Source organism: Rhizobium sp. TH2 (assembly GCF_024707525.1).
Classification (GTDB): Bacteria; Pseudomonadota; Alphaproteobacteria; order Rhizobiales; family Rhizobiaceae; genus Rhizobium_E.
The window spans coordinates 3,344,221-3,368,016 of the sequence record NZ_CP062231.1; the positions used below are offsets into that span (position 1 = coordinate 3,344,221).

A 23,796-nucleotide genomic window follows, 5' to 3' on the forward strand; every position below is an offset into this window, starting at 1 on the left:
GAGGATGCCGTTTGCAAGCGTTGGAAGGTCAAGAAGGATGTTGATCGGCGAGGGCGTTGTCAGAACGGCTTCATGGCAGCGTCGTTACATTGAGACGAAGCCTTCTTGCTTTGCTCCAACAGCTTGATCTCAAGCCAAAAGATTGTGCGTCCGACTTTCTCCACTACGTGATCCTCGTCTGCCGCCGCCTGTTTGCACTCCGGAGACGAAGTCGCATATGCCGCCTTAGTGTCACGTGACGTACAGGACGTTGTCGCCGCCAACACGAGGGCGGCGCAGATGAGTTTAGGCAATGACATTGAGACCTCCATTCGGGCAATGCTTTTTCCATCCATCAGCAGGCTTGCGGCATCGACTCTTGAAATGTGTTTCGAGGCGGCGTTGCATGGGCCGGGGCAAAACGGGGCCGTGACCTTCAGATACTGGCGCTCGATCAACCAATCCTCGCTGCGCGCAGCCTCAATGCGTTTCCGATGACGCTGACCGACGACAGCGCCATGGCCGCCGCGGCTATGATCGGTGACAAAAGCAGTCCAAAGGACGGATAGAGAATCCCTGCCGCGACCGGAACTCCCGCCGCGTTGTAGACGAACGCGAAGAACAGGTTCTGACGAATGTTGCTCATCGTTGCTTGAGAGAGTTGCCTAGCCTTCACCAGTCCCTGGAGGTCGCCCTTCAGCAGGGTCACGCCCGCGCTTTCGATAGCGACGTCGGTACCCGTGCCCATAGCGACCCCCACGTCTGCGGCGGCAAGCGCCGGAGCGTCGTTGACGCCGTCCCCCGCCATGGCGACCACACGCCCCTCCGACCGAAGGCGCTTTACGATCTCGGCCTTGTTCTCCGGGAGGACCTCCGCCTCGACTTCGGCGATGCCAAGCCGCTGCGCGACCGCGAGCGCAGTCGTCTTGTTGTCCCCGGTCAGCATGACGACCCGGATGCCCGCGTCCCGAAGCGCCTTCAACGCCGCAGGAGTGGTCTCCTTCACCGGGTCGGCGATGGCGATCAGTCCGCCGAGCTTGCCATCGACGCTCATGAAGATAACGGTCGCGCCTTCACCGCGGAGGAGTTCGGCTTCGGCCGCGAGGGTGCTCACATCGACGCCCTCCTCCGACATGATCCTCAGGCTGCCGATCACGAGGCGCTTTGCGTCGACGGTTCCGACGACCCCCTTGCCCACCGGGCTGTCGAATTCGGATGCGGTGTCGAGCGCGATGTCGCGGGTTTCGGCCGCCTCCACGATGGCGAGCGCAAGCGGATGCTCGCTCGACTTCTCGAGACTTCCCGCAAGCCGCAGGAACTCGTGTTCGTCTATTCCGCCGACGGTTTTCACTGCCGTGACCTTGGGCCGTCCTTCGGTCAGCGTGCCCGTCTTGTCGACTACCAGCGTATCAACCTTCTCGAAACGCTCAAGGGCCTCGGCGTTCTTGATGAGGACCCCGAGACCCGCTCCCCGGCCGACACCGACCATGATCGACATCGGCGTCGCGAGACCCAGCGCGCACGGGCAGGCGATGATGAGCACGGCGACGGCAGCCACCAATCCATGCGCGAACCGTGGTTCCGGCCCCCAGATCATCCAGGCGGCGAAGGACAGCAAGGCGATCCCAATGACGACGGGGACGAACCATCCGGATACCTGGTCGGCCATGCGCTGGATCGGCGCGCGGGAGCGCTGCGCGTTCGCGACCATTTGGACGATCTGCGACAGCATGGTATCCCGGCCGACCTTGCCCGCCTCCATCATGAAGCCGCCCGTCTTGTTCATGGTGCCGCCGATGAGCGCCGAGCCTGCTTCCTTGGTCACAGGCATGGATTCACCCGTGATCATGGATTCGTCGATCGAGCTGCGTCCCTCGATCATCTTGCCGTCGACCGGGACTTTCTCGCCGGGCCGGACACGCAGCCTGTCGCCGACCGAAACCTCTTCGAGGGGCACATCGGCCTCCGTACCGTCGGCGGAGACCCGCCGCGCCATCTTGGGCGCGAGATCGAGAAGCGCTCGTATCGCCCCACCTGTCTGCTCGCGCGCCCTCAACTCTAGGACCTGCCCTAGAAGGACAAGCACGGTGATGACCGCTGCGGCCTCGAAATAGACGGCGACCGCACCGCCCATCGTCTGGAAGGTGTCGGGAAAGATGCCAGGAGCGATGGTCGCGACGACGCTATAGAGCCACGCCACGCCCGTTCCCATGGCGATGAGTGTGAACATGTTGAGTTTCACCGTCTTCAGCGACTGCCAGGCTCGCTCGAAGAACGGCCAGCCAGCCCAGAGCACCACGGGCGTGGCGAGCAGAAGCTGAATCCAGTTCGAGACCTTTGGATCGACGAACATGTGTAGATCGACGAGATGCCCGCCCATTTCGAGGACGAGGACGGGAACGGCCAGAACCAGCCCGACCCAGAAGCGGCGGCGCATGTCCAGGTATTCGGCACTCGGTCCCTGGTCAGCCGTCGCGATCTCAGGTTCTAGCGCCATGCCGCAGATCGGGCAGTTCCCCGGCCCGGGCTGCCTTATTTGGGGATGCATCGGGCAAGTATATATCGTTCCTTCAAGCACATGGGACGGAGGGGGCGGCCGACGATCGGCATGACCATGCCCATGATGCGGCTGCTCATGACGATGCTGATGATCGGCATGACTGGAAGAGGGTTTCACATCGCGGCCGTGCCCGGCATGCTCGCCGGAGCGGTCTTCGTTGTCCATCGGCTGTCTCCTCATCTGTTCTCGGGACGGCGTCATAACGCCGTCCCTGCCTGCCTTGCGTCGATCCAAATTTCACTGCTTATCCTGGCGAAACGTGCTATTATCCTGGTTCCCTACGGGAGGCTGATATGTCTATCATGGTCAAGCTCCTGACAGCCGCCGCCGCATTGGTGGGAAGCACTTCCGCAGCCTACTGCCAGCCACTTTCCTTCTACACTTCCGCGTTCGGTGAGCACGAACAGGTGAGCCTGTTCTTGCGAGATGCCACCGCCGCTGCAGAACCCGGTTTCGACTACGACGTATTGATCGAAATCGCCCGCGGTCAAACCGACGGCACTGGTTTCTACATCGATCCCTCCACCCACAAGGCGGTTGTGCGATGTTACGTTCCGGGCGCGGTGATGGTGAGCGGAAGGCTCTATGAGGTGTCGGGACTTGGAGGGGGCGACTGGAAGCTGGCGCTCTGGAACTCCATCTGTACGGCCCCGACGTCCTGAGAGCCGCGTTGGCCTTTGACTTGAGGTCGAAATCATAGCGCCGCCGCCGTGCGGTCGCACGCATGAACTTCCATCAGGTACGCGATGTCCAGCGTAACCGTCCTTGCTGGTATTTCCACCGACGCGGGATATGTCCAGTTGGCATGCCGTAAGGCGTTCGGTACCCGCTACAGCGGCCTTGTTCATGGCGATATTCCTTTTTCGGCGCTAGCTAAGGATGCCCGGAAGGCGTGATGTCTTCCGGGCATTGAGCTCGCAGGGGCTGGCGGATTTCGCCGCCAGTTGGTCAGCTTCTCCCAAAGCCGCCGCTTACACGGCCCCGCGCTCTCCTCCTCCCGGTTCGACTGGAACCCGGGAAGCTTTTGACACTCTGACGTAGAGTTACTTGACTTCGGTGACGGTGATTTTGCCATTCACGCGGTCGGCGACAAACTCCACGTTCGCGCCTTCCTTGAGCTTGGCGGCGTCGACCCCTTCACCAATTCGGAACACCATGGTCATCGCGGGCATGTCGAGGCTCTTGAGTTCCTCGTGAATGATCGTGACCTTTCCGGCCTTTTCGTCGATCTTCTTGACCTTGCCCTTGGTGAACTCGGCCCCGAACGCGGTGCCAGTGGTTCCCAGAGCGAGGGTCAGGGCCACGGCCAGGTTGATGATCTTTCGCATGTCGATTCTCCTTCGGTTTCGTGGTTACTTCTTGGCGGTGACGCTGACGTCGCCACGCATCCCGGCCTCGTAATGGCCGGGGATCAGGCAGGCGAAGGTCAGCGTTCCGGATTTCGTGAACTTCCAGATGATCTCGCCCGTCTTGCCGGGCGCGAGGCGCACGGAGTTCGGGTCGTCGTGCTCCATCTCGGGGAACTTCTCCATGACCTTCTTGTGCTCCATGATCTCGTCCTGGGTATCGAGCACGAATTCATGGTCGGTCTCTCCGCCGTTGCGGATCGCGAAGCGGACGGTCTGGCCCTCCTTCACCTGGACGGAAGCGGGCATGTAGAGCATCTTGCCGTCGTCCGTTTCCTTCATCGTGACCTGGATGGTCTGGGTCACTTTCGACTTCTTGCCCGGCTCCCCGGCCAGCGACACCTTGTCGTGCCCGCCTTCGTGGGTGCCGGATGCCAGCGCCGTCGTGCCGAGAGCGGCGAGAGCGGCGAGCGCCATTGCCATGAGATATTTCTTCATCGTGTTTCCTTTCACCGATGGTTTTCGTGGGATTGTTTGGTGGTGTCCTTGGGGGTCACCTTGGTCTTCGCATCGTCGGCCTTGGTCGGTTCGGGCAGAGCGCCCGTCCATTCCCATGCCTGCGTACCGGGCGGGTTCTCGTACCAGCCGGGGTCCTTGTAATCGTCCGCAGAGATGCCTTCGCGGACCTTCACCACGGAGAACATGCCGCCCATCTCGATGGGACCGTGCGGACCCCACCCGGTCATCATGGGGACGGTGTTCTCCGGGATTTCCATTTCCATCTCGCCCATGTCGGCCATGCCCTTGGTGCCCATGGGCATGTATTCCGGCTGGAGCTTGCGGATTTTCTTGGCCACCTCGCGCTTGTCGACGCCGATGAAGGTGGGGACGTCGTGTCCCATCGCGTTCATCGTGTGATGCGACTTGTGGCAATGGATCGCCCAATCACCGAGATAATTGGCGTCGAACTCGTAGGCCCGCATCGCGCCGACCGGGATGTCGATCGACACTTCCGGCCAGCGCGCCTCCGGCCGCACCCAGCCGCCGTCGGTGCAGGTGACCTCGAAGTCGTAGCCGTGCATGTGGATCGGGTGGTTGGTCATGGTGAGGTTGCCGACCCGGACGCGAACCTTGTCGTTCTTGGAGACGACGAGCGGATCGATCCCCGGAAACACCCGGCTGTTCCAGGTCCAGAGATTGAAGTCGGTCATTTCCATGACGCGCGGGACGTATGAGCCGGGCTCGATGTCGAAGGCACTGAGCAGAAAGGCGAAGTCCCGGTCCACGGGCATGAACTTCGGGTCCTTGGGATGGATGACGAATAGTCCCATCATCCCCATCGCCATCTGGACCATCTCGTCGGAATGCGGATGGTACATGAACGTGCCCGACTTCACGAGGTCGAACTCGTAGACGAAGGTCTTGCCGACGGGGATATGCGGCTGGCTGAGCCCACCGACACCGTCCATGCCCGAGGGCAGGATCATGCCGTGCCAGTGGACGGTGGTGTGCTCCGGCAGCTTGTTGGTCACGAAGATACGCACCCGGTCGCCCTCGACCGCCTCGATGGTGGGACCCGGCGACTGGCCGTTGTAACCCCATAGATGGGCGGTCATGCCTTCGGCCATCTCCCGCTCGACGGGTTCGGCGACGAGGTGGAACTCCTTGACCCCGTTGTTCATGCGGAAGGGCAGCGTCCAGCCGTTCAGCGTAACCACGGGCTGGTAGTCCGGGCCGGTCGGCGGGTGGAGCGGCCCTTGCGTGCTCGCCTTCTCCATGATCGCGGCTTCAGGCAGACCCATGTTGGTGGTCGCCGCCCATGCGGAACTGGAGACCATGGCAGCGCCGGCTCCCAGTATTTGTCTTCTCGAAAACATCTCGGTTCCTTTCTAGTGTCCGCCGGCGTTGCCGGACGGTGCGGTCGACGCGGCTTCCGTGGGGGCCGAACCCGCGCCGCCGCCGTAGACGGCCGCAGTCAGGTTCGCCGCCGCGAGCCAGAAGTCGCGCTTGGCGTTGATGGAGAGCTGAACGGCGTTGATCTTGTCCCGGCTGTCGGTCAGCAGTTCGAACGTGTTGGTGATCATGCCATTGTAGGTGAGCAGCGATTCCTGCTCGATCTTGGTCCTCAGGGGCACGAGGCTGTTGCGGTAATGCCGGGCTATGTCGTAGCTTGATCGATAGGCCTCGTAAGCCGACCGCGACTCCGAGCGGACGTTGACCGCCTTCTCCGCGAGTTGGTTGGCCGCCCGCATATAGGCGAGCTCCGCCTTGCGCATTCGCGCCTTGCCGCTGTCGAAGATCGGAATGACGAACTCCAACTCCTTGGAATAGCTCGTATCCTTCTTGACCTTGCCGTCTTCCTTCTCGCGCTCGGTCTCGAACCCCGAGACGATCTCCAGATCGGTGACAAAGCGCGTCGCCTCGGTCAGCCCGTATGCTTTGGCGTTGGCCTCGAGTTCCAGCTTGGCGACCTGGAGGTCGATCCGGTTGGCGATCGCCTGCGCCTCGATGACGTTGTCGGTGATCAGCTTCTTGGGCAGCGGAGGCAGACGGTTGGGAAGCTTGTAGGCGACATCGTCGCCCCACAGTCCCATGAGCCGCGTCAGCTCCTCCTTCGCAAGGCGCTGGGCGAGCCGCGCCTGGGCGGTCTGACCCGACAGTTCGGCATAGAAGGCGTGCTCCCGCGCCTGCGAGCCCTTGGTCATGGCCCCGCTCTCGCCGAGCTTCTTGGCAAGCTCGGACGCAGCGTCGGCCGCCGCCTGAGCCTGGTTGAGTTGCGCGACCGTCTCGGAAGCGGCGACGGCGTTCACCCAGGCCCTGCGGGTGTTCGCCGCCAGCTCCAGTGTCTTGAGCGCCGCGTTGAGCTGCGCCTGGTCGAAACGGACCTTGGCGACTTTGATCGTCCTATCACGGGTCGCGAGAGCCAGCAGGTTGACAGCGAGCGTTCCCTCGATCGCGCGATATGCCTCAAGGCCCGGCGTGCCGATGCCCGTCAGGCCGACCGCCAACGTCGGATTGACGAGGAGCGTTGACTGCCAGACATCGGCGCCCGCGTCACCGAGATCGGCGTAAGCCGCCTGAAGGCCCTTGTTGTTGAGGAGCGCGATCTGGACAGCCGTCTCGGCATTAACAGCCTTGGACTGCGCAAGAAGCTCCTTGACTTGCGCATCCACGCGCTCCGCTTCGGCGCGGCTTTGTATCCAGACCGTCTCTTTCGAAAGGACAGCGCTTTTGCTCTGGGCGGCCGAAAATCCTGCGTCCTTTGCTGTGAATTCGTTTGTCGTGCAGCCTGTCAGAAACAGCGTGGCTGCGAGCGCCCCCGATACTGTCAGTCCCCTCATGACGCGTCGCTCCCCTCGGACGCGGCATCGTCATTCAGCTTCCGCCACGGCTTGGGATTGACGGGATCGCGGTGCTGGTAGCCCGCGACGGGATTGTGGTGGTGGGACGGTACGACTTCGGCGCTAAGGTCCGAAGGGGCCCTCGAGGCCGTGACCTCCGATGGATAGGTGGACGCGCATCCGCCGAGGATCAACGGCAGGATGGCCACCGACAACAGGTGTTTCATGTTGGAATCCGAGCATGGGTTTGAACAGGGCGGACTCAGGAAAAATCTGAATCACGCCCATCGAGCCGCTTCAGCGGCGTTCGTTCATGCGCGGATACTGGGGGGACGGTGCAGGGATTGGAGCTGGCCGAAGACGGAGCTGTCGTTCAGGAAATCGCGAACGGAATCGCTGCGCGGCGAGCCGAAATCGGGTGCGTCTGATATGATCGCGAGGCTGATGCAGAAATCGCTGCAGCAATTCTGCTTGTCCTGCTTCTGGTCGTGCTTTGCTGTATCCTTGGTGATGCCGTGGTCGTGATGATCGGAGTCATCCATCGAGGCGTGTTCGTCCTGGATATTATCCAGACTCACGGCAACCGACGACGCTTCATCGCCGTGCATCGCGAAGGTGGCATTAGGCAACGTATAGAGAGCCAGCGATGCGACGATCGCCAAGCGGAGCAGAACCAGCATTTTAGCGAATGCGATTCGGAACACGTTTCCCATTTCCTCTGGATAACACACCCAGTTAGCCTGTCAATTTCGACCGAATATTGGCGGGCGGCTCGATGCGTCTCTTTCCGTGCACGGTTAATACAAAGGCGATCCTGCCCATAGCTGATCCGGCGAGGATTTGCGAACGCTAAACGTTGACAGCGTGACAAGGTCAACAGGCGTCATCGATTTTTTAGAGATTTAGTTCTTCCGGGGAAGCATCCGCTCCAGGACATCGTCCCGTTTGACGAGCGCGTGCCAGAAGGCGGCCGCCACGTGCAACGCGACCATGCCGAGGATGATCCAGGCACCCGCGACGTGCAAGGGCGCGACGCGGAACGTGAGATAGCTCGCGACAAGACCGAGAGCAGCCTGACAGATGATGGCGGCGTAGAAAGCCCAGTGGAGCGCGAGGGCGACAACACCCATAACGTCACTTGGAAACGCCGTGCGCTCGCTCCGGAGGCGGACGATCAAGCGTAATGCCATCAAAGCGCCGATCGCCATGCCGCAATAATTGTGGACCTTGTGCTGGAGAATGTCCCAGGCCGACGGTTCGATGCCCATATGCACGGCGTGGTGCGTCCGATCGATACTCCCACCTGTAAGGTACTGGATGGGTATCATGAGCACGATGGCCCAATGAAGGGCGATCTGAAGGTTGGTATATCGGTCCCGCATCTGATGCCACGTGTTTGAAGACAGCGCCCACCCTCGCCGAAAGAGGTTAATATTCCGGGCCGGGAACCTTGACTGGCTCTCGCATGTTCACAACAACGGAGGATAATACTTGGCAACCGACCGGATCACGAGATCGCTGTTCACCCTGCTGGCTGCCGCGCTGTTCGCGCTGCACTTCCTTGGGATGTCACGCGCCGTCGCCGGTGAGCATGCCCCGGTTCAGATCGCCACGGAGCACCACCATATCGACCGGAACGGTTGCTCCGGGACGTGCTGCGAAAAGGCGGCGTGTTGTGTCCAAGCGGTCGTGCGAGACGACGGCCTTCCACCGCCTCCCCTGCCTCCGAGTTTTTCGATCACTTCAGAAGTGAACCTCGCTCTCCTGATCATAAGGGGACTCGACCCCCCTCCTCGAACACGCGCCGCCTGAAAGAAACCCACATGATAACTCGATCAATGGAGAACACGATGTTCAGCCAGCTCAAAACCCTATCAGTCGCCTTCGTCCTCGCAACGTCCGCAGCTTCGTATGCGAGCGCCCAGGAAGTCACCTACCCAGAGAAGTGCAAGTCCTCACACGACATGGCCATGGACCACGAGAAGATGATGAAGTCCTCGAGCATGGACATGCAGATGACCGATTTCCAGAGGGAGATGATGGACGGCATGCACAAGACGATGCCGCTGATGACGGGAGGCATGATGAAGGACGACGCCGATGTCGCCTTCGTATGCGGCATGATCGCCCACCACATGGGAGCCATCGAAATGTCCAAGACCGAGCTCAAGCTCGGCGACAACGAGGAGGCCAAGGCCATGGCGCAGAAAATCATCGACGCTCAGGTCAAGGAAATCGAAGACATGGCCAAGTGGGTCGAAGCGAACGCGAAGTAGGCAGATGTCGTCGCCCATGCCATGATAAGCATGGAGACAACCCGGCCGCGCAAGCGGCCGGGCCCAATGGGCAACTCGGTGCACTTGTTACGCCGAGAGCCCCTTCCCTTTCAGACTTGACGAGAACTGTGCTTGAAAACTTCGGGGTTCGCATTTCTGGTGTTCACGGCGTTGACGGGCGCGGCGCTTGTCGTCGCGGCCGAAACTGTGTCGCCCGCAGTCAGGGCGCGGCAGGCGGACATGAAGGAGATCAGCGCGGCGGCGAAAGCCATAAGCGAGTTCTTCTCCGGCAAGAGACCGTACCAAGCCTCCGAGTTCAGACGCAACGTCGACGTGATTTCCATTCGCGCCGGAGAGCATCTCGTGGCGCGGTTCGCGACCACGACCTCGGCGGCCGGCTCGGACGCAAAGCCGGAGATCGAGACGGATCGGGACAAGTTCGCTGAACTTGCTCGCCAGATGGAAGTCTATGCGAACCGCCTCAGGGACTCGGCGGAGGAAGGTGGGGCCATGCCTCAGTCCATGCGCATGAAAGCCTCTGAGGCGATCGATGGCGGCCCCTTCGCAAAGCGAAAGGACAAAGCGCCCGACGTGGACGCTTACAGTTCAGAGCACGCCTTCCATATGATGCTGCAGACCTGCACGTCATGCCACGCGGCGTTCCGGATCAAGCGCAAGTGACGTAACGGCGGGTCGAACATGGCTGCCACAGCGACCGAAGCCAGACGCGCGGGCGATTGCGGGCCGCACCGCCGATGTCAGGCCGCGCGCGGCTCCACCTCGACCGTCACATGTGAAAGGTCGTGGATCGCCATCAGTTCACGCCGATAGTACGACGGCGGGCGAGGTTCGTCAGCTAGCACGGACACGATGGCGCCATGGTGACCGGGTCCAAGCCGCCATACATGGAGGTCGGTGATCTCGTTACCGTCCTTCTCGATGATCTCTCGGATTTCCGTTGGAAGGTCCTCGTCCGCTGGAACATAGTCCAGAAGGACTCCGCCAGCCTCTTTGATGAGGCCCCACGACCAGCGCGCGATCACGAGCGCGCCGACGATGCCGATCGCCGGGTCGAGCCACAGCCATCCGTACAGGCTACCGACGAGAAGGGCAACGATCGCCAACACGGAAGTAAGGGCGTCGGCGAGGACATGGAGATACGCCGCCCGGAGATTCTGGTCCCTGACGTCATGGTCATGAGCGTGGTGATGCCCGTGATGGCTATCGTGGCTATGATGGTGCTTGGCGTGAGAGTGATGGTGCGAATGGTTATCCCGCAGGAGCCAGGCGCAAAGCAGGTTCACCGCTAACCCGACGACTGCGACGAAGGTGGCTTCCCGAAAATCGATCGACACCGGAGAGCTGAATCGGAGGAAGCTCTCCCATCCGATGATCAGGGCGATGAGAGCGAGCAGGACCGCGCTGGCGAAGGCCGCGAGGTCGCCGATTTTTCCAGTGCCGAACGTGAAGCGGGAATTACGGCTGTGCTTCCGCGCGAAGGCGTAGGCGAGAGCGGCAACCAGCAACGCTGCGGCGTGCGTCGACATGTGCCAGCCGTCCGCCGTCAGCGCCATCGAGCCGAAGACATTCCCGGCGACGATCTCCACGATCATCATGGTCGTCGTGATGCCTATCACCAGCCAAGTGCGTCTGGCATTGCGGTCATGGTCCTTACCAAGGAAGACGTGATCGTGGCGGTTGCCCGTAGAGGTGGGGCTCGGATCGCTGGTCATTTGAAGTACGTCCTTACGGCGTCGATGAGATCGGACGCTCCCTTGGCGCGTGCGGGATCGGTGTCCTTGTCGGGGTTGGCCAGGTGTTCGCGGATGTGGTCCTCGATGAGTTCGGACGTCAGGCCTGACACAGCGCCGCGGACCGACGCCACGAGGTTCAGTACCTCGCCACAGGGCGCTTCCGCCTCGAGCATACGTTCGATGGCTTCCATCTGACCTTTCAGTCGCCGAACTCGCGCGAGCAATTTAGCTTGGTGTTTGATCGTGTGCGTCATAAGATAGGGGGCTACCCTATTCGTGAGGCAATTTCAAGGCGGCCCTGGAACCTGAATAGTGCCGAAACGCAATCGAAGGGATAATGGAGGCCCTGCCTGGGAGTCGAACCCGGATCGGCTGCGAACGAAGCAGCTGCTCTGAAGTTAAGCTACGAGGGCCGTTGAACTCGATATCGCTCCACAACGAACGCGGCGCAAGCGTTTCCCGAAGTTAAGGTTACTCCGGGACCAGTGGGAGCCGAGCGCCGCCTGCACTTTTTCGGTTGTGGCGACCGTCTTGGACATCGTATTCACGTCGGTCTTGAATTCCGTCGGCGCGCCTATGACTTCAGACATAGGCGATGTCCAGCGGAAGCTTCCGGCCCGGTATGTCGACCTGTTTTGCTTCACGCCAGCTCGCCACGAGTCCGGGCGAATGTGTCGCGTGCCTCAGCTCGGCGGATACGACCAGTGTCGCGCCGACGGACTTCGAGACCGCCTGAAGCCTTTGCGCGACGTTCACGACGTCGCCGAGCACCGTGTACTCGCTGTGGCATCCGGCCTCCAGGACGCCCGCCAAGGCGGTTCCGGCATGGAGCCCTATTCCTGCCTTCAGCGCGGGTCGGCCGGCCGCGCCTTCGCGCTCGCGCCACTGTTCGAGCGCCTGGACCAGTTCCAGCGCGCATGCGAGAGCCCGATCGGCGTCGTCCTCGCGCGGCGCGGGATGTCCGAACACAGCCATGACCCCGTCGCCAAGATATTTGTCCACCGCGCCGCCATGCCGTACCACGACATCGGAGACGATGTCCCGGAACTCGGACAGCATGTGCCGCATCTGCTCCGAGGAGGCGGATTCGGCGAAGCTGGTGAATCCCCTGAGATCGACGAACATGACCGCGATCCGCCGCCGCTCGAGTCGCATGTCGTCACCGTCGGCGAGTTGCTCGACCACTGTTGGGGAGAAGAACCTGGCGAGGTTGCTCCTTCCTCGCTGGGCGATCGCGGCCTTGTCGCGCGTGTCCGCGGTTTCGCGCACGATCACGTAAACCGCCAAGGCCGCGGCGCCGAAACTCAAGGCCAGGCCGAGTTCCCGGTGGAAGTCCGGGTCCAGGAGAGCTTCGGCAAGAACAAGCCCGGAGCTGGCTCCGGCGACCACGAGGACCGCGAGCCAGCCCGCGAACACGATGCCGGAAAACCACGCCACAAGTTTCGTGTTCGACGAGAGTGCCGCGTTGTTGAGCAGGATGAACGCGACGACGAGACCCGCCGGAGTGAGCGCGTGGCTATGATCGAACGGACCCTGCGCCGCATGCATATAGAGCATGATAAGGACCGCGATCGCGTCGACGAGCACGAATAAGGGCAGCCGCCAGGAGATATCGGGTCGCCGGACGGTGAGGAACAGCGAAACCAGAGTGAAGACAAGATATACGATAATGAGGATGGTGTGGGTCGGCGTTCGGGTATAGCTGCCAAGTACGAAGTTGCCCATGAGCACCGCCACGGCAACGAGGCGGAGGAGTTCGCTGCCGATCACCCTCAGGCGGACAGGGTTCGCTGAGTTGGGCGCGGGCGCGGAATTTGGAAGGCGCACGACATCGGCATCTGTCGAATGGATTGACATGCGATTTCCTTCTTAGTTCTCTTGGCGCTTGACCGCGCCTACCTAGGCCGCCTCGGTCGATAGACCTCAAACGGCGGCTACTCCGAACTTCCGGCCATCCTTGGCGGGGGTGGTATCGATCTTGCCTTTTCCTTCGGCGAAACCTTCGATGATGGGGCAGTCGGGTCGGTGGTCGCCGTGGCAATTGTTGGCGAGGTGCTTGAGCGTCTTGGTCATCTCTGCGATCGCCGCCGCTTTCCTTTCGAGTTCCGCGATCTGTTCGATGGCGATGGCCTTGACGTCGGCGCTGGCCCGCGAGCGGTCCCGCCAGAGCGCGAGCAACGTCTTCATCTGTTCGACGGTGAAGCCGAGGTCCCGTGCTCGGCGGATGAAACGAAGCGTGTGGATTTCGTTGTCGGTATAAGTGCGGTAGCTGGAGTCCGTTCGATGGGCGGGCTTGATGAGCCCGATCTGCTCGTAGTACCGGATCATCTTTGACGAGACCCCACTCGCCTTGCTTGCGTCACCAATGTTCATGATCGTCTCCTTGCGTGATGGGGACGCGCGCTGATTGGCGCGCGTCGATGGTTTCACTGCGGGCGGAAGCTCCGGAGCCTGAGGGCGTTGGCGAGCACGAAAACGCTCGACATGCCCATGGCGGCCGCGGCCAGCACCGGAGAGAGCAGCGTGCCGTTCACCGGATAGAGGGCGCCCGCCGCGACTGGGATCAGGATCACGTTGTAGGCGAAGGCCCAGAACAGGTTCTGCTTGATGTTCCGGATCGTGGCCTGGCTGAGCGCGATGGCGCGCGACACCCCGGTCAACTCGCCCGACATCAGGACCACGTCCGCACTCTCGATGGCGATATCCGTGCCCGTTCCGACGGCAAGCCCGACATCTGCCTCGGTCAACGCCGGAGCGTCGTTGATGCCGTCGCCGATGAAGGCGACGGTCCTGCCGCCCTCACGCAGCCGCTTGACGGCGTCCACCTTTCCATCGGGCAGGACCTCGGCGATGACTTCGTCGATCCCGAGCTGACCTGCGACCGCACGGGCGGTGTGGCCGTTGTCGCCGGTGATCATCGCCACTTTCAGGCCGAGCGCATGAAGTGCGGCGATCGCCACCGGTGTCGAGTCCTTGATAGGGTCGGCGACCGCGATCACCGCGGCGAGCTTGCCATCGACTGCCGCGTAGAGCGGCGAGCGGCCGAGGCCGCCGAGCGTTTCCGCGCGCTCCGCGAAGCCTGAGACATCGATGCCGGACGCGGTCATCGCACGATCGGCGCCGACCAGGACCTTCCGCCCTTCGACAACCCCGCTCACGCCAAAGCCAGGCAGGGCTTCAAAGTCCGAGACGGCGACCGGAGATACTCCGATATCCTTCGCTCCGGCGACAATTGCCTCGGCGATCGGGTGTTCGGAAAGGACTTCGACGCTGGCGACCAGACGCAGGACCTCGATCTTGGCGAAACCTTCCGCGACGTCGAAGTCGGTGAGTTCCGGCCTGCCTTTGGTGAGGGTGCCCGTCTTGTCCAGCGCCACGACGTCTACGTCGCGCAGGCTTTGCAGCGCCTCGCCCTTGCGGAACAGGATGCCGAACTCGGCCGCGCGCCCCGTGCCGACCATGATCGAGGTTGGGGTTGCGAGACCCATGGCGCAAGGGCAGGCGATGATCAGGACGGCGACGGCGTTTACGAGCGCATAGGTCAGCGCGTGGTCAGGACCGAGGGCGAGCCAGACGAGGAAGGTGACGGAGGCGGCCGCGATGACGGCCGGGACGAACCAGCCCGTCACCTTGTCGACCAGCGCCTGGATCGGAAGCTTCGACCCTTGCGCCGCCTCGACCATGCGGATGATCTGGGCGAGCAGCGTGTCGCCGCCGATCTTGGTCGCCCGGAAGGTGAACGAGCCTGTCTTGTTGATCGTGCCGCCGACGACCTCCGAGCTGACCGCCTTCCTCACGGGAACCGGTTCGCCCGTGATCATGGATTCATCGACATAGGAGACGCCCTCGACGACGGTGCCATCGACCGGAACCTTCTCGCCCGGCCTGATGCGTACGACGTCGTTACGGCGCACGTCGGCGACCGGGACTTCGACGAATTCGCCGTTCCGCTCGACGAAGGCTGTCTTGGGCTGCAGACCGATGAGGTGCTTGATCGCCTGGCTGGTCTTGCCCTTGGCGCGTGCCTCGAGGAAACGGCCGAGCAGGATCAGCGTCACGATGACGGCAGCCGCCTCGTAATAGACGTTCTCGGTTCCCTCCGGCAGCAGGCCCGGGGAAAAGGTCGCGATCACCGAATATCCCCACGCCGCCGAGGTGCCGAGCACGACGAGCGAATTCATGTCCGGTGTCCAGCGCAACAGGTTCGGCACGCCCTTCTGGAAGAAGCGCAGGCCGGGCCCGAAAAGGACGAGCGAGGCGAGCGCGAACTGGAGGTAGCGGTTCTCCTCCATCCCGATGTTCTCCATCACCCAGACATGAATGGCCGGGACGAAGTGCGAGCCCATCTCGAGAACGAAGAGCGGCAACGTGAACACGGCGGCAAGTGCCAACGCCATAGCGAGCTTCTTGAGCTCCTGGGCCTTGCGGTCAGGCTCGGTCGTCGCCCCCGTCTCCTCGCGCGGATGGATGACCTCGTATCCGGCCTTGCGGACCGCGCCTTCGAGCGCGGCGATATCGCCTCCGGCGAAACGGACGGTGGCCTTCTCGGTCGCGAGGTTGACGGAGGCTTCGAGCACGCCGGGAACAGCCGCGAGCGCCTTCTCGACACGGCGAACGCAGGATGCGCAGGTCATGCCTTCGATCCGAAGTTCGCCCGTCTCGATCCTTGGCTCGTAGCCCGCCTTCGAGATCGCCTGAATTACCGCGTCTGCGACGGCCGGGTCGCTGAAGCTGACAGAGGCACGCTCCGTTGCGAGGTTCACATTGGCGGCCTGTACGCCGGGAACGGCGGCAATCGCCTTCTCAACACGGCCGACGCAGGACGCACAGGTCATGCCGTCGATGCCGAATTCGGCCCAGGAGGTGTCGAAACCTCGTTCTTCAATCTTCTTGAGTGCAGTCATGGGATAGTCCCTTTCACTAACTGCATAGATAGATAATCCTTCCAACAATGGTAAGGTCAAGCGCCGCTTCAAGAAAAGTTTTCCCCTCCCCGCGCACTTGAGTTTGGAAGCATCATCGTTTCCGGCGAGCAGCAAGTTCTCGATAGAACGCCTCGGGCGACACTCCGATCTCCTCGGCCACGCCCTTCCAATCCCCTTTGACGGGCATTACGCGTTCATGCCAGGTGAGCCACGCGTCGAGCCGTTCGGCGACCGTGCGGAGCGAAACCAGTTCGGCGCGCCTCCTCGCTGCCTGAAGCTGATGCGACATCGCCAAAGCCCACGCACGGCAGAACCGGACGTCGGTGTCGAGGAGACGTTGGATATCGACGACCGCATAGGCTTCGGTCTCCGCGTCCGTCATCGCGATACCATCACAATGGTAGCTCGGCGAGAATACCGAGGCCTCTGCCAGGATGTCACCCGCCGCAGCCCGCTGGAGGACAGCGGTCTGTCCGTCGGGCTGGTACCGGACCAACCGGATCGTTCCCGCGCGCACGACATGAAGCGTCTCGACGGCATCGTTCCGGTGGAACAGGAAAGCTCCTGCAGCGGAGGACCGGCTCGCGCGAGGAAAGGGCCGGAGACATTCAAAGAGTTCGAGCGACATGACAGCTATCATGTCATGGAATCGCCTGGGGGTTCAAGATCGCAGGGCATGAAGGAGAAGCCATGAGATACGCTACGATTATACTCGCGGCGGCAACGCTTGCCGCCCACCCTGCTCCTGCAGCCGACAACCATCACAATCACGGCCATAAGTCGCCCTATGCCGGAGAGCAGACCCGCGACATCAAGGCGTTTTCGCGGGAGGACATAGAGGAACTGCTTCGCGGCGGCGGATGGGGATTTGCCAAGGCGGCCGAGCTGAACGGAATGCCCGGGCCGACCCACGTCCTCGACATGGCGGGCGATCTCGGATTGTCCTCGGACCAGACGGCGAAGGTGCGCCAAGTGCGCGACCAGATGCGGCAGGAGGCAGTGGCGTTGGGAAAACAGTTTGTGGCCCAGGAGGGGGAGCTTGAAGCGAGGTTCCGAGGCGGTGAAATCGCCGAAAAGGAACTGAACCACCGGGTGAAGGAGATCGAGGTGACGAGGGCGGAGCTTCGGATCGCCCATCTGCGCGCTCACCTCGCGGTGGTCGGCATTCTCGAGGATGACCAGGTCGATCAGTATAACGCGCTTAGAGGTTATAGGTGAAGAGCAACAGCCCGGCTCCACGGATGGAAACCGGGCTGCGCAGGTCAGGCGGCTTTGTAAGTGGCCGGATACCCGGCCTCGTCGAGCGCTGAGCCGATCGCGCTCGGATCGGCCGTGGTTTCCACGGTGGCCTTGCGCGCGTTGAGGTCAACATTGGCGACTGCGGCTGGGTCGATCGACTTGATTGCCTTGGTGACGGTTCCCGCGCAGTGCCCGCAGCTCATATCCGGAATGTCGAATTCATACATGGTCAATTCTCCTGTCGTTGGGACATGACGGGATATGGGGCTTCCAATACTGGCAAGGTCAAGGGGTCCACGAAAAACAACGGTCGAGCGACGGCTAGTGCATGTCCTTCGGCACCGGTGTCAACTTGAGCCCTTCATCATGCGCTCGAAGTTGATCGTCCCGCCGATCCTCATGCGGCTTCATGTCAGGACGTCGTCTATGACAGCTTATATTTGTATCCAGTCCCCAATTGCACATTGCCGACGATGCTGGTGTTCCTGATCGACTCCGCAAGCCCAAATTTAGATAAGAGAACGCAACCCGCTGCCGAATGCGGCTTCGATTTCCTCGCGCCAGTAGTATTGAAAATCCGTGTGTGGATGAGGCAAGCAGTTTCCAACCTTCGTTGAATAGCTAATGCCTCCTTCGAGGCGATGGGAAAGTTCAAACCGACTTATAAACGTACGTCGAAACGATTGGAGATTTCCCAAAGTTGGGAGACGTGTGAGCAATTTTGCGCTAATTAACTTATTTACGAGCTTTGGCCGTTGCCCGAGGACTTCGGACACCTCGGCGGTCGATAGAATTATGTTTGACACTCCTTCGACCTTCGAGTTGGCAAGGATGTCAGCGAGCTCGGCAACGTTTTGAACGCTAATGCGATGGGTGTAAGCGTAACCTGGCGGCATCCATTTATAACGAAGCTTACGATCCAAGATTGCCTCGAAAATGTCGCCCCAAGGAGGTACCACGGCCGTTGAAAACATGCGGATCAGAAAGTGTAGCGTCGTCTGGAACGGATACCGTCCGGTAGTTGCACCAGTGTTCTCAAAAAGGTCCGCGAATTCTCTCGCCAAGTTTGGTCTCCGGAGGTGTTCAACATTGGCCACAGACGTCGCAAGCTCGTGGGGAAGGACCCCGATTTCTTTGGCAAGCCTCTTTAGGGCAGGATCGCTTCGGGCTTTGGCGACGTCGCGCTCTATATCCGAACTGAAGAGTGAACGGTCGGCCAGAAACGTCTTCGTTCTCAATCCAGCAGGCTTCTCAGATCGCAAGCAAGCAACAATGTAAGTTCGTCTGGCATCACGATTGTTCCCGGCAATGTCGAATCCCCCACGTTCTCGTCGCCATTAGTCGCACATCCCGCCACGCAATCGCTGGACTTCGCATTTGTGAATATGGAAAATCGATCTGTAATATGGACGTTTGGATTTGTGTATGTGGATTTCGGATTGTGCCTGACATCCCTATTGTGTCCTTACCGGATACACCTCATATAGGTTCCGTACCATAGTACGGAGTCAAGGGATGAAATCGACGACAATCGCAGGGCTCGCACGCGAAGGCGGCGTGGGCGTCGAAACGGTCAGATATTACCAGCGCCGAGGACTACTCGACACGCCTGAACGGGCAAATACATATGGCCTCGGCGGCGGCGTACGCCGCTACGGCGACGAGGATGTGCGAAAACTCCGCTTCATCCGTTCGGCGCAGGCGGCAGGTTTCACGCTGGAAGAGATTTCCGAACTGATCACGCTCGACGCCACGGACGATCGCGCACGGGCATTGGAGATCGCCAACGAACGGATCACCGCGCTTGATGCGAAGATCGCCGAATTGGAAGCCGCGCGCACTTCGTTGAAACGGCTTGCTCATCATTGCAGCCACACTCACGAAGGCCCCTGCCCGATCCTCACGGCGTTCGAGCACTGAAATAACGATTTCGGCGTTTTTTGGAGAGCTAAACGGCGATCTTTCCTGAAGCATCTTCGGCGCTGGAAACGAAAGCCAGAATATCGTCGCTGTGAACGACGCGATTCCTGCCGGATGCTTTGGCAAAATAGAGTGCCTTGTCCGCATGGGTGAGCAGGATCGAATATCCGGTTTTGCCGTCTCCGCGTGATACGCCGGCAGAGAAGGTCACCGATATTTCGGAACCATCCACGTCGAATGTGCGGGTGGCAAGGGCGGCGCGGACCAGGTCCATGACGACCATGGTTTCGTCCTTTGCGCGGTCGCGAAGAATGACGCCGAACTCCTCTCCGCCGAGACGCGCGACGGCTGCTTCGCGGCCGAGTACACGCCGCAACTCCCTGGCGACTTCGACCAGCACCGCATCGCCTGCTGCATGGCCATAGGTATCGTTGATCGCCTTGAACCGGTCGATATCGAGGATCGCCACGACATAGGGGGCGTTCAGCGCCGAGATGACATCGACGAAGGCGCGCCGGTTCATCAATCCGGTCAGCGGATCAGTTCGCGAAAGCCGCTCGAAGGCATTGCGTGACACTGCGAGATCACGGATCGCGTTGCCGATGAGATAGTAGGCGAGAAAACAGATCGGCCCGGCGACGAAAGCGGTCACAACCGTGTCGGCCCAAGGATCCGGCGGCAGCGTGACATGGAGAAAGCCAAGCCGGCCGAACAGCTGATAGACGCCGAAGTTCAGCCCGACCGCGGCAATCGTCGTCCAGAATGACCGCACCAGCGCAAAACGCAGCACATCACGACGCTTGGAGAATGCGCCGACCGCAATTCTCGTGATGATCCATTGCTTGATTTGGGCGACCATAGTTAGCGCTTTCGAGTCCGCGCATATTATGGTCGGCTAAATATTAAGAACGTCTTTCAACGGAAACAGACATCCGAGCGATCGGCCGAAAATCTCGTATCAGGAGGCAAAACGCGACACTTCCGCGCCCTGGATGAACTGGCCGATCCGCTTGATTTCCCATTCCAGCAGGATGCCGGAATGTTCGAACACGCGCCGTCGCACCGTCTCGCCGAGGCTTTCGAGATCATAGCCGGTGGCGTGGCCGATATTGATCATGAAATTGCAGTGGAGCGGCGACATTTGCGCGCCACCGATCTGCAAGCCACGGCATCCTGCCTCGTCGATCAGCTTCCAGGCCGAATTGTCGGGCGGGTTCTTGAAGGTCGAACCACCGGTCTTTTCCTTCACCGGCTGCACCGTTTCGCGATGATGGCGCACGGCGTCCATCTCGGTGCGGATCTTGGCCTTGTCGTCGGCATAGCCTTCGAAGATGCCATGCGTGAAGATCAGGCCTTCGGGTACCACGGACTTGCGATAGCTGTATTTCATCTCGGCATTCGAAAGCGTGACGCGATTGCCCCTGCGATCGACCGCCTCGACTGAAACGACGCGTTCCCTAGTCTCGGTGCCGTTGGCGCCGGCGTTCATCTTCAGCGCGCCGCCGATCGAGCCGGGAATGCCGTAATAGAAGGCAAAGCCGCCGATGCCGTGATCAAGCGCCATGGCGGCGATGTTCTTGTCCGGGCAGATGGCACCGGCGCGGATGCGGTTCTCGCCCGCAAGTTCGACATCGCCGAAGCCCTTGGCCGACAGACGCAACACGACACCCTTGATGCCACCGTCGCGAACCAGCAGGTTCGAACCGACGCCAACCACCGTCAACGGCACGTCTTCCGGTAACGCCTTGAGGAAAGTGGCGAGGTCGTCAACGTCATGCGGCTGGAACATCAACTCGGCAAGGCCACCGGCGCGGAACCATGTCACGCGGTCCATCGGCGCATCCGGCGTCAGCCTGCCTCTGATATCCTTCATACCGTCGCCGAGTTCGGCGAGCAGCGCTGCTCCATCGACCTGCTTCATTGTTTTTTTCCTGACAGCGCCGCCAAATCCTTAGGCAACGCCCCAGCCCAATTCGTGATGTTTCCTGCGCCCAAGAGAACCACATAATCGCCCGGTCGCGCAATGGCGGCGACAAAGGGCGGCAGCGCATCGGGGGTCGCCAGGAACCGCACATCGCGATGACCGCCGGACTTGATGCGCGAGACCAGTTCCTCGGATGTCACGCCCTCGATCGGGTCTTCGCCGGCCGAATAGATCGGCGCGATGAACACCGTGTCGGCATCGTTGAAGCAGGACGCGAATTCCTCGAACAGGCTGGCGACGCGGCTATAGCGATGCGGCTGATGGATGGCGACGATGCGGCCGTCGCAGCTGTCGCGCGCGGCTCTCAGTACGGCCTTGATCTCGACGGGATGATGGCCGTAATCATCAAAGATCTGGACGCCGTTCCATTCACCGGTATTGGTGAAGCGCCGCTTGACGCCTGCAAAGCCCGCAAGGCCCTTGCGGATGTCTTCGGTCGAAATGCCGAGTCGCTGGGCGACCGCGATTGCCGCCGTGGCGTTGGAGACGTTGTGGCGTCCCGGCATCGGCATGCGGAGTTCGTCCAGATGAATGACCTGACCGGTGCGGCGGCGGCGGATTTCCACATCGAAGATCGAGACGGGACCTTCGAAGCGCACATTCTTGAACCGAACGTCGGCCTGCGGGTTCTCGCCATAGGTGACGACCTTGCGATCCTCGATCTTGGAGACCATCGCCTGTACTTCGGGATGGTCGAGGCACATCACGCCGAAGCCGTAGAAGGGTACGTTTTCCACGAACTGCCGGAATGCGGCTCGGGCATTGTCGAACGTGCCGTAATGATCGAGATGCTCGGGATCGATATTGGTGATCACAGCGATTTCGGCCGGCAGCTTGAGGAAGGTGCCGTCGGATTCGTCGGCCTCAACCACCATCCACTCGCCCTCGCCCATGCGGGCATTGGTGCCATAGGCGTTGATGATGCCGCCATTGATCACGGTCGGGTCGAGCCCACCGGCTTCGAGCAGCGTGCCGACCAGCGAGGTCGTCGTCGTCTTGCCGTGCGTGCCGCCGATGGCGATGGCATTGCGGAAGCGCATGAGCTCCGCCAGCATCTCGGCGCGACGCACCACGGGCAGCAGCTTTTCGCGCGCCGCGACGAGTTCCGGATTGGTCTTCTTGATCGCGGTGGACACGACCACCACCTCGGCATCGCCAAGATTTTCGGCCTTGTGGCCGACATGGACCTCGATGCCCTTGGCACGCAGGCGCTGCACGTTGGCGCTGTCGGCCTGGTCGGAGCCCTGGACCTTGTGGCCGAGATTGTGCAGCACTTCGGCGATGCCGCTCATGCCGATGCCGCCGATGCCGATGAAATGGACGAGCCCGATGCTCTTGGGCATTTTCATGCTGTTACCTCTTTGAAATCGGACACCGGCTTGCCATCCGCGATCGCCTCGACGAGATCGGCGAGGCGGCGGGCGGCATGCGGCTTGCCAGTCGCCTTGGCTGCGCGGGCGGTGTCTGCGAGCTTTTCCGGCTCGTCCATCGCGTGACGCAGGATCTTGGCGAGCTTCTCCGACGACAGAGCCGATTGCGCGATAACCTTGGCACCGCCCTCGGCCTGGAGTGCGGCCGCATTAGCCGCCTGGTCATGATCGAGTGCATAGGGATAGGGAACGAGGACCGAGGGCCGGCCGATCACCGCAAGCTCGGAAACGGTCGATGCACCGGAACGGCTGATCACCAGGTTGGCATCAGCAATGCGCCTCGGCATGTCGCCGAAGAATGGCGAAACATCGGCGGCCATGCCCAGTTTGCCATAGCTCGCATTGACCGCGTCCTGGTCCTCGGCCCGCGCCTGCTGCGTGACCCTGAGCCGCTTGCGGTACTGGTCTTCGAGCAGGCATATGGCCGACGGAATGGCGCTTGAGAAAAACTGCGCACCCTGGCTGCCGCCGAAGACGACGAGGTTGAACGGGTCGTTCTCGCCCGAGGCTACATAAGACTTGCCAGCAGCGGCGACGACATCCGGCCGTACAGGATTGCCCGTTACCACCGTCTTGCCGGAATGCGCTCCCGATCCCTCGGGCAGAAAGCCGCCGGCGATGGCCTGGACGCGCGAGGCCATGAGCTTGTTGGCGCGGCCCATGACGGCATTCTGCTCATGAATCAGCGATGGTATTTTCATCCCCGTCGCAGCCAATAGCGGCGGTACGGTCGGGTAGCCGCCAAAGCCGATAACCGCCTTCGGCTTCAGCCTGCTGAAAAGCCTGCGCGCCATGCGCATGCCGCGCCACAGCGTCAGCAGCGATTTCGCCAGCGCGATCGGGTTCTTCGATCCGATCGTTGCCGAGGGAATGACGTGGACCTCGTCGGCGGGGAACTTGCCCGCAAAGCGCTCGGCGCGGCTGTCGGTCACCAGATGGACCGCATAGCCCCGGGCTTTCAATTCGTGCCCCAGCGCCTCGGCCGGAAACAGATGGCCGCCGGTTCCGCCGGCGGCGAGGACGATCAAGCCCTTTTCCATTC

Annotated in this window: 25 protein-coding genes and 1 tRNA gene; 5 read left to right on the forward strand and 21 right to left on the reverse strand. The window is 61.4% G+C overall.

The window, feature by feature from the left end; all coding sequences use genetic code 11:
• Positions 1-59: 59 nt before the first annotated feature.
• Together IHQ71_RS16555 and IHQ71_RS16560 are read right to left on the reverse strand one after the other, a co-directional pair.
• The gene (locus tag IHQ71_RS16555) at positions 60-437 is read right to left on the reverse strand and encodes a hypothetical protein (RefSeq protein WP_258157556.1); all 378 of its coding nucleotides are present in this window, start codon (positions 435-437) and stop codon (positions 60-62) included.
• Positions 434-2,719, reverse strand: coding sequence for a copper-translocating P-type ATPase (locus IHQ71_RS16560; protein WP_374989866.1), 2,286 nt, complete (start codon positions 2,717-2,719; stop codon positions 434-436). The genes IHQ71_RS16555 and IHQ71_RS16560 overlap by 4 nt, the downstream gene beginning before the upstream one ends.
• Before the next feature lie 113 nt (positions 2,720-2,832).
• On the opposite strand from IHQ71_RS16560, the gene IHQ71_RS16565 reads away from it, so the two are divergent.
• The gene (locus IHQ71_RS16565) at positions 2,833-3,201 is read left to right on the forward strand and encodes a hypothetical protein (RefSeq protein WP_258157557.1); all 369 of its coding nucleotides are present in this window, start codon (positions 2,833-2,835) and stop codon (positions 3,199-3,201) included.
• A gap of 381 nt (positions 3,202-3,582) precedes the next feature.
• On the opposite strand, the gene IHQ71_RS16570 is transcribed toward IHQ71_RS16565, so the two are convergent.
• The 7 genes from IHQ71_RS16570 to IHQ71_RS16600 form a co-directional block, all read right to left on the reverse strand.
• Positions 3,583-3,867, reverse strand: coding sequence for a copper-binding protein (locus tag IHQ71_RS16570; RefSeq protein WP_258157558.1), 285 nt, complete (start codon positions 3,865-3,867; stop codon positions 3,583-3,585).
• Between the two features lie 24 nt (positions 3,868-3,891).
• The gene (locus IHQ71_RS16575; RefSeq protein WP_258157559.1) at positions 3,892-4,383 is read right to left on the reverse strand and encodes a plastocyanin/azurin family copper-binding protein; all 492 of its coding nucleotides are present in this window, start codon (positions 4,381-4,383) and stop codon (positions 3,892-3,894) included.
• Positions 4,384-4,394: 11 nt separating this feature from the next.
• Positions 4,395-5,762, reverse strand: coding sequence for a multicopper oxidase family protein (locus tag IHQ71_RS16580; protein WP_258157560.1), 1,368 nt, complete (start codon positions 5,760-5,762; stop codon positions 4,395-4,397).
• Positions 5,763-5,774: 12 nt separating this feature from the next.
• Complete coding sequence (locus IHQ71_RS16585; protein ID WP_258157561.1) at positions 5,775-7,226, reverse strand: TolC family protein; 1,452 nt, start codon at positions 7,224-7,226, stop codon at positions 5,775-5,777.
• Positions 7,223-7,453, reverse strand: coding sequence for a hypothetical protein (locus IHQ71_RS16590; RefSeq protein WP_258157562.1), 231 nt, complete (start codon positions 7,451-7,453; stop codon positions 7,223-7,225). The genes IHQ71_RS16585 and IHQ71_RS16590 overlap by 4 nt, the downstream gene beginning before the upstream one ends.
• A gap of 84 nt (positions 7,454-7,537) precedes the next feature.
• The gene (locus tag IHQ71_RS16595; protein ID WP_258157563.1) at positions 7,538-7,930 is read right to left on the reverse strand and encodes a hypothetical protein; all 393 of its coding nucleotides are present in this window, start codon (positions 7,928-7,930) and stop codon (positions 7,538-7,540) included.
• A 198-nt stretch (positions 7,931-8,128) separates the two neighbouring features.
• Positions 8,129-8,608 carry a cytochrome b gene (locus IHQ71_RS16600; protein WP_258157564.1) on the reverse strand — a complete coding sequence of 160 codons (480 nt, stop codon included), beginning with the start codon at positions 8,606-8,608 and terminating at the stop codon, positions 8,129-8,131.
• A 441-nt stretch (positions 8,609-9,049) separates the two neighbouring features.
• Here IHQ71_RS16600 and IHQ71_RS16605 point away from each other — a divergent pair, with 441 nt between their 5' ends.
• Both IHQ71_RS16605 and IHQ71_RS16610 read left to right on the forward strand, forming a co-directional pair.
• Entirely contained in the window at positions 9,050-9,502 is a 453-nt protein-coding gene (locus IHQ71_RS16605; protein ID WP_258157565.1) for a DUF305 domain-containing protein, read from the forward strand.
• Between the two features lie 132 nt (positions 9,503-9,634).
• Positions 9,635-10,183, forward strand: coding sequence for a cytochrome c (locus IHQ71_RS16610; RefSeq protein WP_258157566.1), 549 nt, complete (start codon positions 9,635-9,637; stop codon positions 10,181-10,183).
• A gap of 77 nt (positions 10,184-10,260) precedes the next feature.
• Here IHQ71_RS16610 and dmeF read toward each other — a convergent pair whose 3' ends face one another.
• The 7 genes from dmeF to IHQ71_RS16645 form a co-directional block, all read right to left on the reverse strand.
• Positions 10,261-11,235: a CDF family Co(II)/Ni(II) efflux transporter DmeF gene (dmeF, locus tag IHQ71_RS16615; protein WP_258157567.1), complete on the reverse strand. Its 975-nt coding sequence runs from the start codon at positions 11,233-11,235 to the stop codon at positions 10,261-10,263.
• Positions 11,232-11,510, reverse strand: a complete 279-nt coding sequence (locus tag IHQ71_RS16620; RefSeq protein WP_258157568.1) for a metal/formaldehyde-sensitive transcriptional repressor — start codon at positions 11,508-11,510, stop codon at positions 11,232-11,234. Before IHQ71_RS16620 ends, dmeF begins: the two co-directional genes overlap by 4 nt.
• A gap of 84 nt (positions 11,511-11,594) precedes the next feature.
• Positions 11,595-11,670 (reverse strand) — tRNA-Thr (locus IHQ71_RS16625).
• Between the two features lie 168 nt (positions 11,671-11,838).
• Positions 11,839-13,113 (reverse strand): adenylate/guanylate cyclase domain-containing protein, encoded by a 1,275-nt coding sequence (locus tag IHQ71_RS16630; protein ID WP_258157569.1) that lies wholly within the window; start codon positions 13,111-13,113, stop codon positions 11,839-11,841.
• Positions 13,114-13,179: 66 nt separating this feature from the next.
• Positions 13,180-13,629, reverse strand: coding sequence for a Cu(I)-responsive transcriptional regulator (gene cueR, locus IHQ71_RS16635; RefSeq protein ID WP_258157570.1), 450 nt, complete (start codon positions 13,627-13,629; stop codon positions 13,180-13,182).
• A gap of 53 nt (positions 13,630-13,682) precedes the next feature.
• Positions 13,683-16,160: a heavy metal translocating P-type ATPase gene (locus IHQ71_RS16640; protein ID WP_258157571.1), complete on the reverse strand. Its 2,478-nt coding sequence runs from the start codon at positions 16,158-16,160 to the stop codon at positions 13,683-13,685.
• Positions 16,161-16,272: 112 nt separating this feature from the next.
• Positions 16,273-16,809, reverse strand: a complete 537-nt coding sequence (locus tag IHQ71_RS16645) for a Crp/Fnr family transcriptional regulator (protein ID WP_258157572.1) — start codon at positions 16,807-16,809, stop codon at positions 16,273-16,275.
• 62 nt (positions 16,810-16,871) lie between these two features.
• On the opposite strand from IHQ71_RS16645, the gene IHQ71_RS16650 reads away from it, so the two are divergent.
• Entirely contained in the window at positions 16,872-17,399 is a 528-nt protein-coding gene (locus tag IHQ71_RS16650; RefSeq protein WP_258157573.1) for a hypothetical protein, read from the forward strand.
• Positions 17,400-17,443: 44 nt separating this feature from the next.
• On the opposite strand, the gene IHQ71_RS16655 is transcribed toward IHQ71_RS16650, so the two are convergent.
• Positions 17,444-17,647, reverse strand: coding sequence for a heavy-metal-associated domain-containing protein (locus IHQ71_RS16655; protein WP_258157574.1), 204 nt, complete (start codon positions 17,645-17,647; stop codon positions 17,444-17,446).
• A 1,288-nt stretch (positions 17,648-18,935) separates the two neighbouring features.
• Here IHQ71_RS16655 and IHQ71_RS16660 point away from each other — a divergent pair.
• Positions 18,936-19,340 carry a MerR family DNA-binding protein gene (locus IHQ71_RS16660; protein ID WP_258157575.1) on the forward strand — a complete coding sequence of 135 codons (405 nt, stop codon included), beginning with the start codon at positions 18,936-18,938 and terminating at the stop codon, positions 19,338-19,340.
• A 28-nt stretch (positions 19,341-19,368) separates the two neighbouring features.
• Here the strand turns inward: IHQ71_RS16660 and IHQ71_RS16665 are convergent, their stop codons facing one another.
• The 4 genes from IHQ71_RS16665 to murG all read right to left on the reverse strand — a co-directional run bounded on the left by IHQ71_RS16665 (position 19,369) and on the right by murG (position 23,794).
• Positions 19,369-20,199, reverse strand: coding sequence for a GGDEF domain-containing protein (locus IHQ71_RS16665; protein WP_258157576.1), 831 nt, complete (start codon positions 20,197-20,199; stop codon positions 19,369-19,371).
• Positions 20,200-20,298: 99 nt separating this feature from the next.
• Entirely contained in the window at positions 20,299-21,261 is a 963-nt protein-coding gene (murB, locus tag IHQ71_RS16670; RefSeq protein ID WP_258157577.1) for a UDP-N-acetylmuramate dehydrogenase, read from the reverse strand.
• On the reverse strand, positions 21,258-22,673 hold the full coding sequence (murC, locus tag IHQ71_RS16675; RefSeq protein ID WP_258157578.1) for a UDP-N-acetylmuramate--L-alanine ligase: 1,416 nt from the start codon (positions 22,671-22,673) through the stop codon (positions 21,258-21,260). Before murC ends, murB begins: the two co-directional genes overlap by 4 nt.
• Positions 22,670-23,794: an undecaprenyldiphospho-muramoylpentapeptide beta-N-acetylglucosaminyltransferase gene (gene murG / locus IHQ71_RS16680; RefSeq protein WP_258157579.1), complete on the reverse strand. Its 1,125-nt coding sequence runs from the start codon at positions 23,792-23,794 to the stop codon at positions 22,670-22,672. The genes murC and murG overlap by 4 nt, the downstream gene beginning before the upstream one ends.
• Between the last annotated feature and the right edge of the window lie 2 nt (positions 23,795-23,796).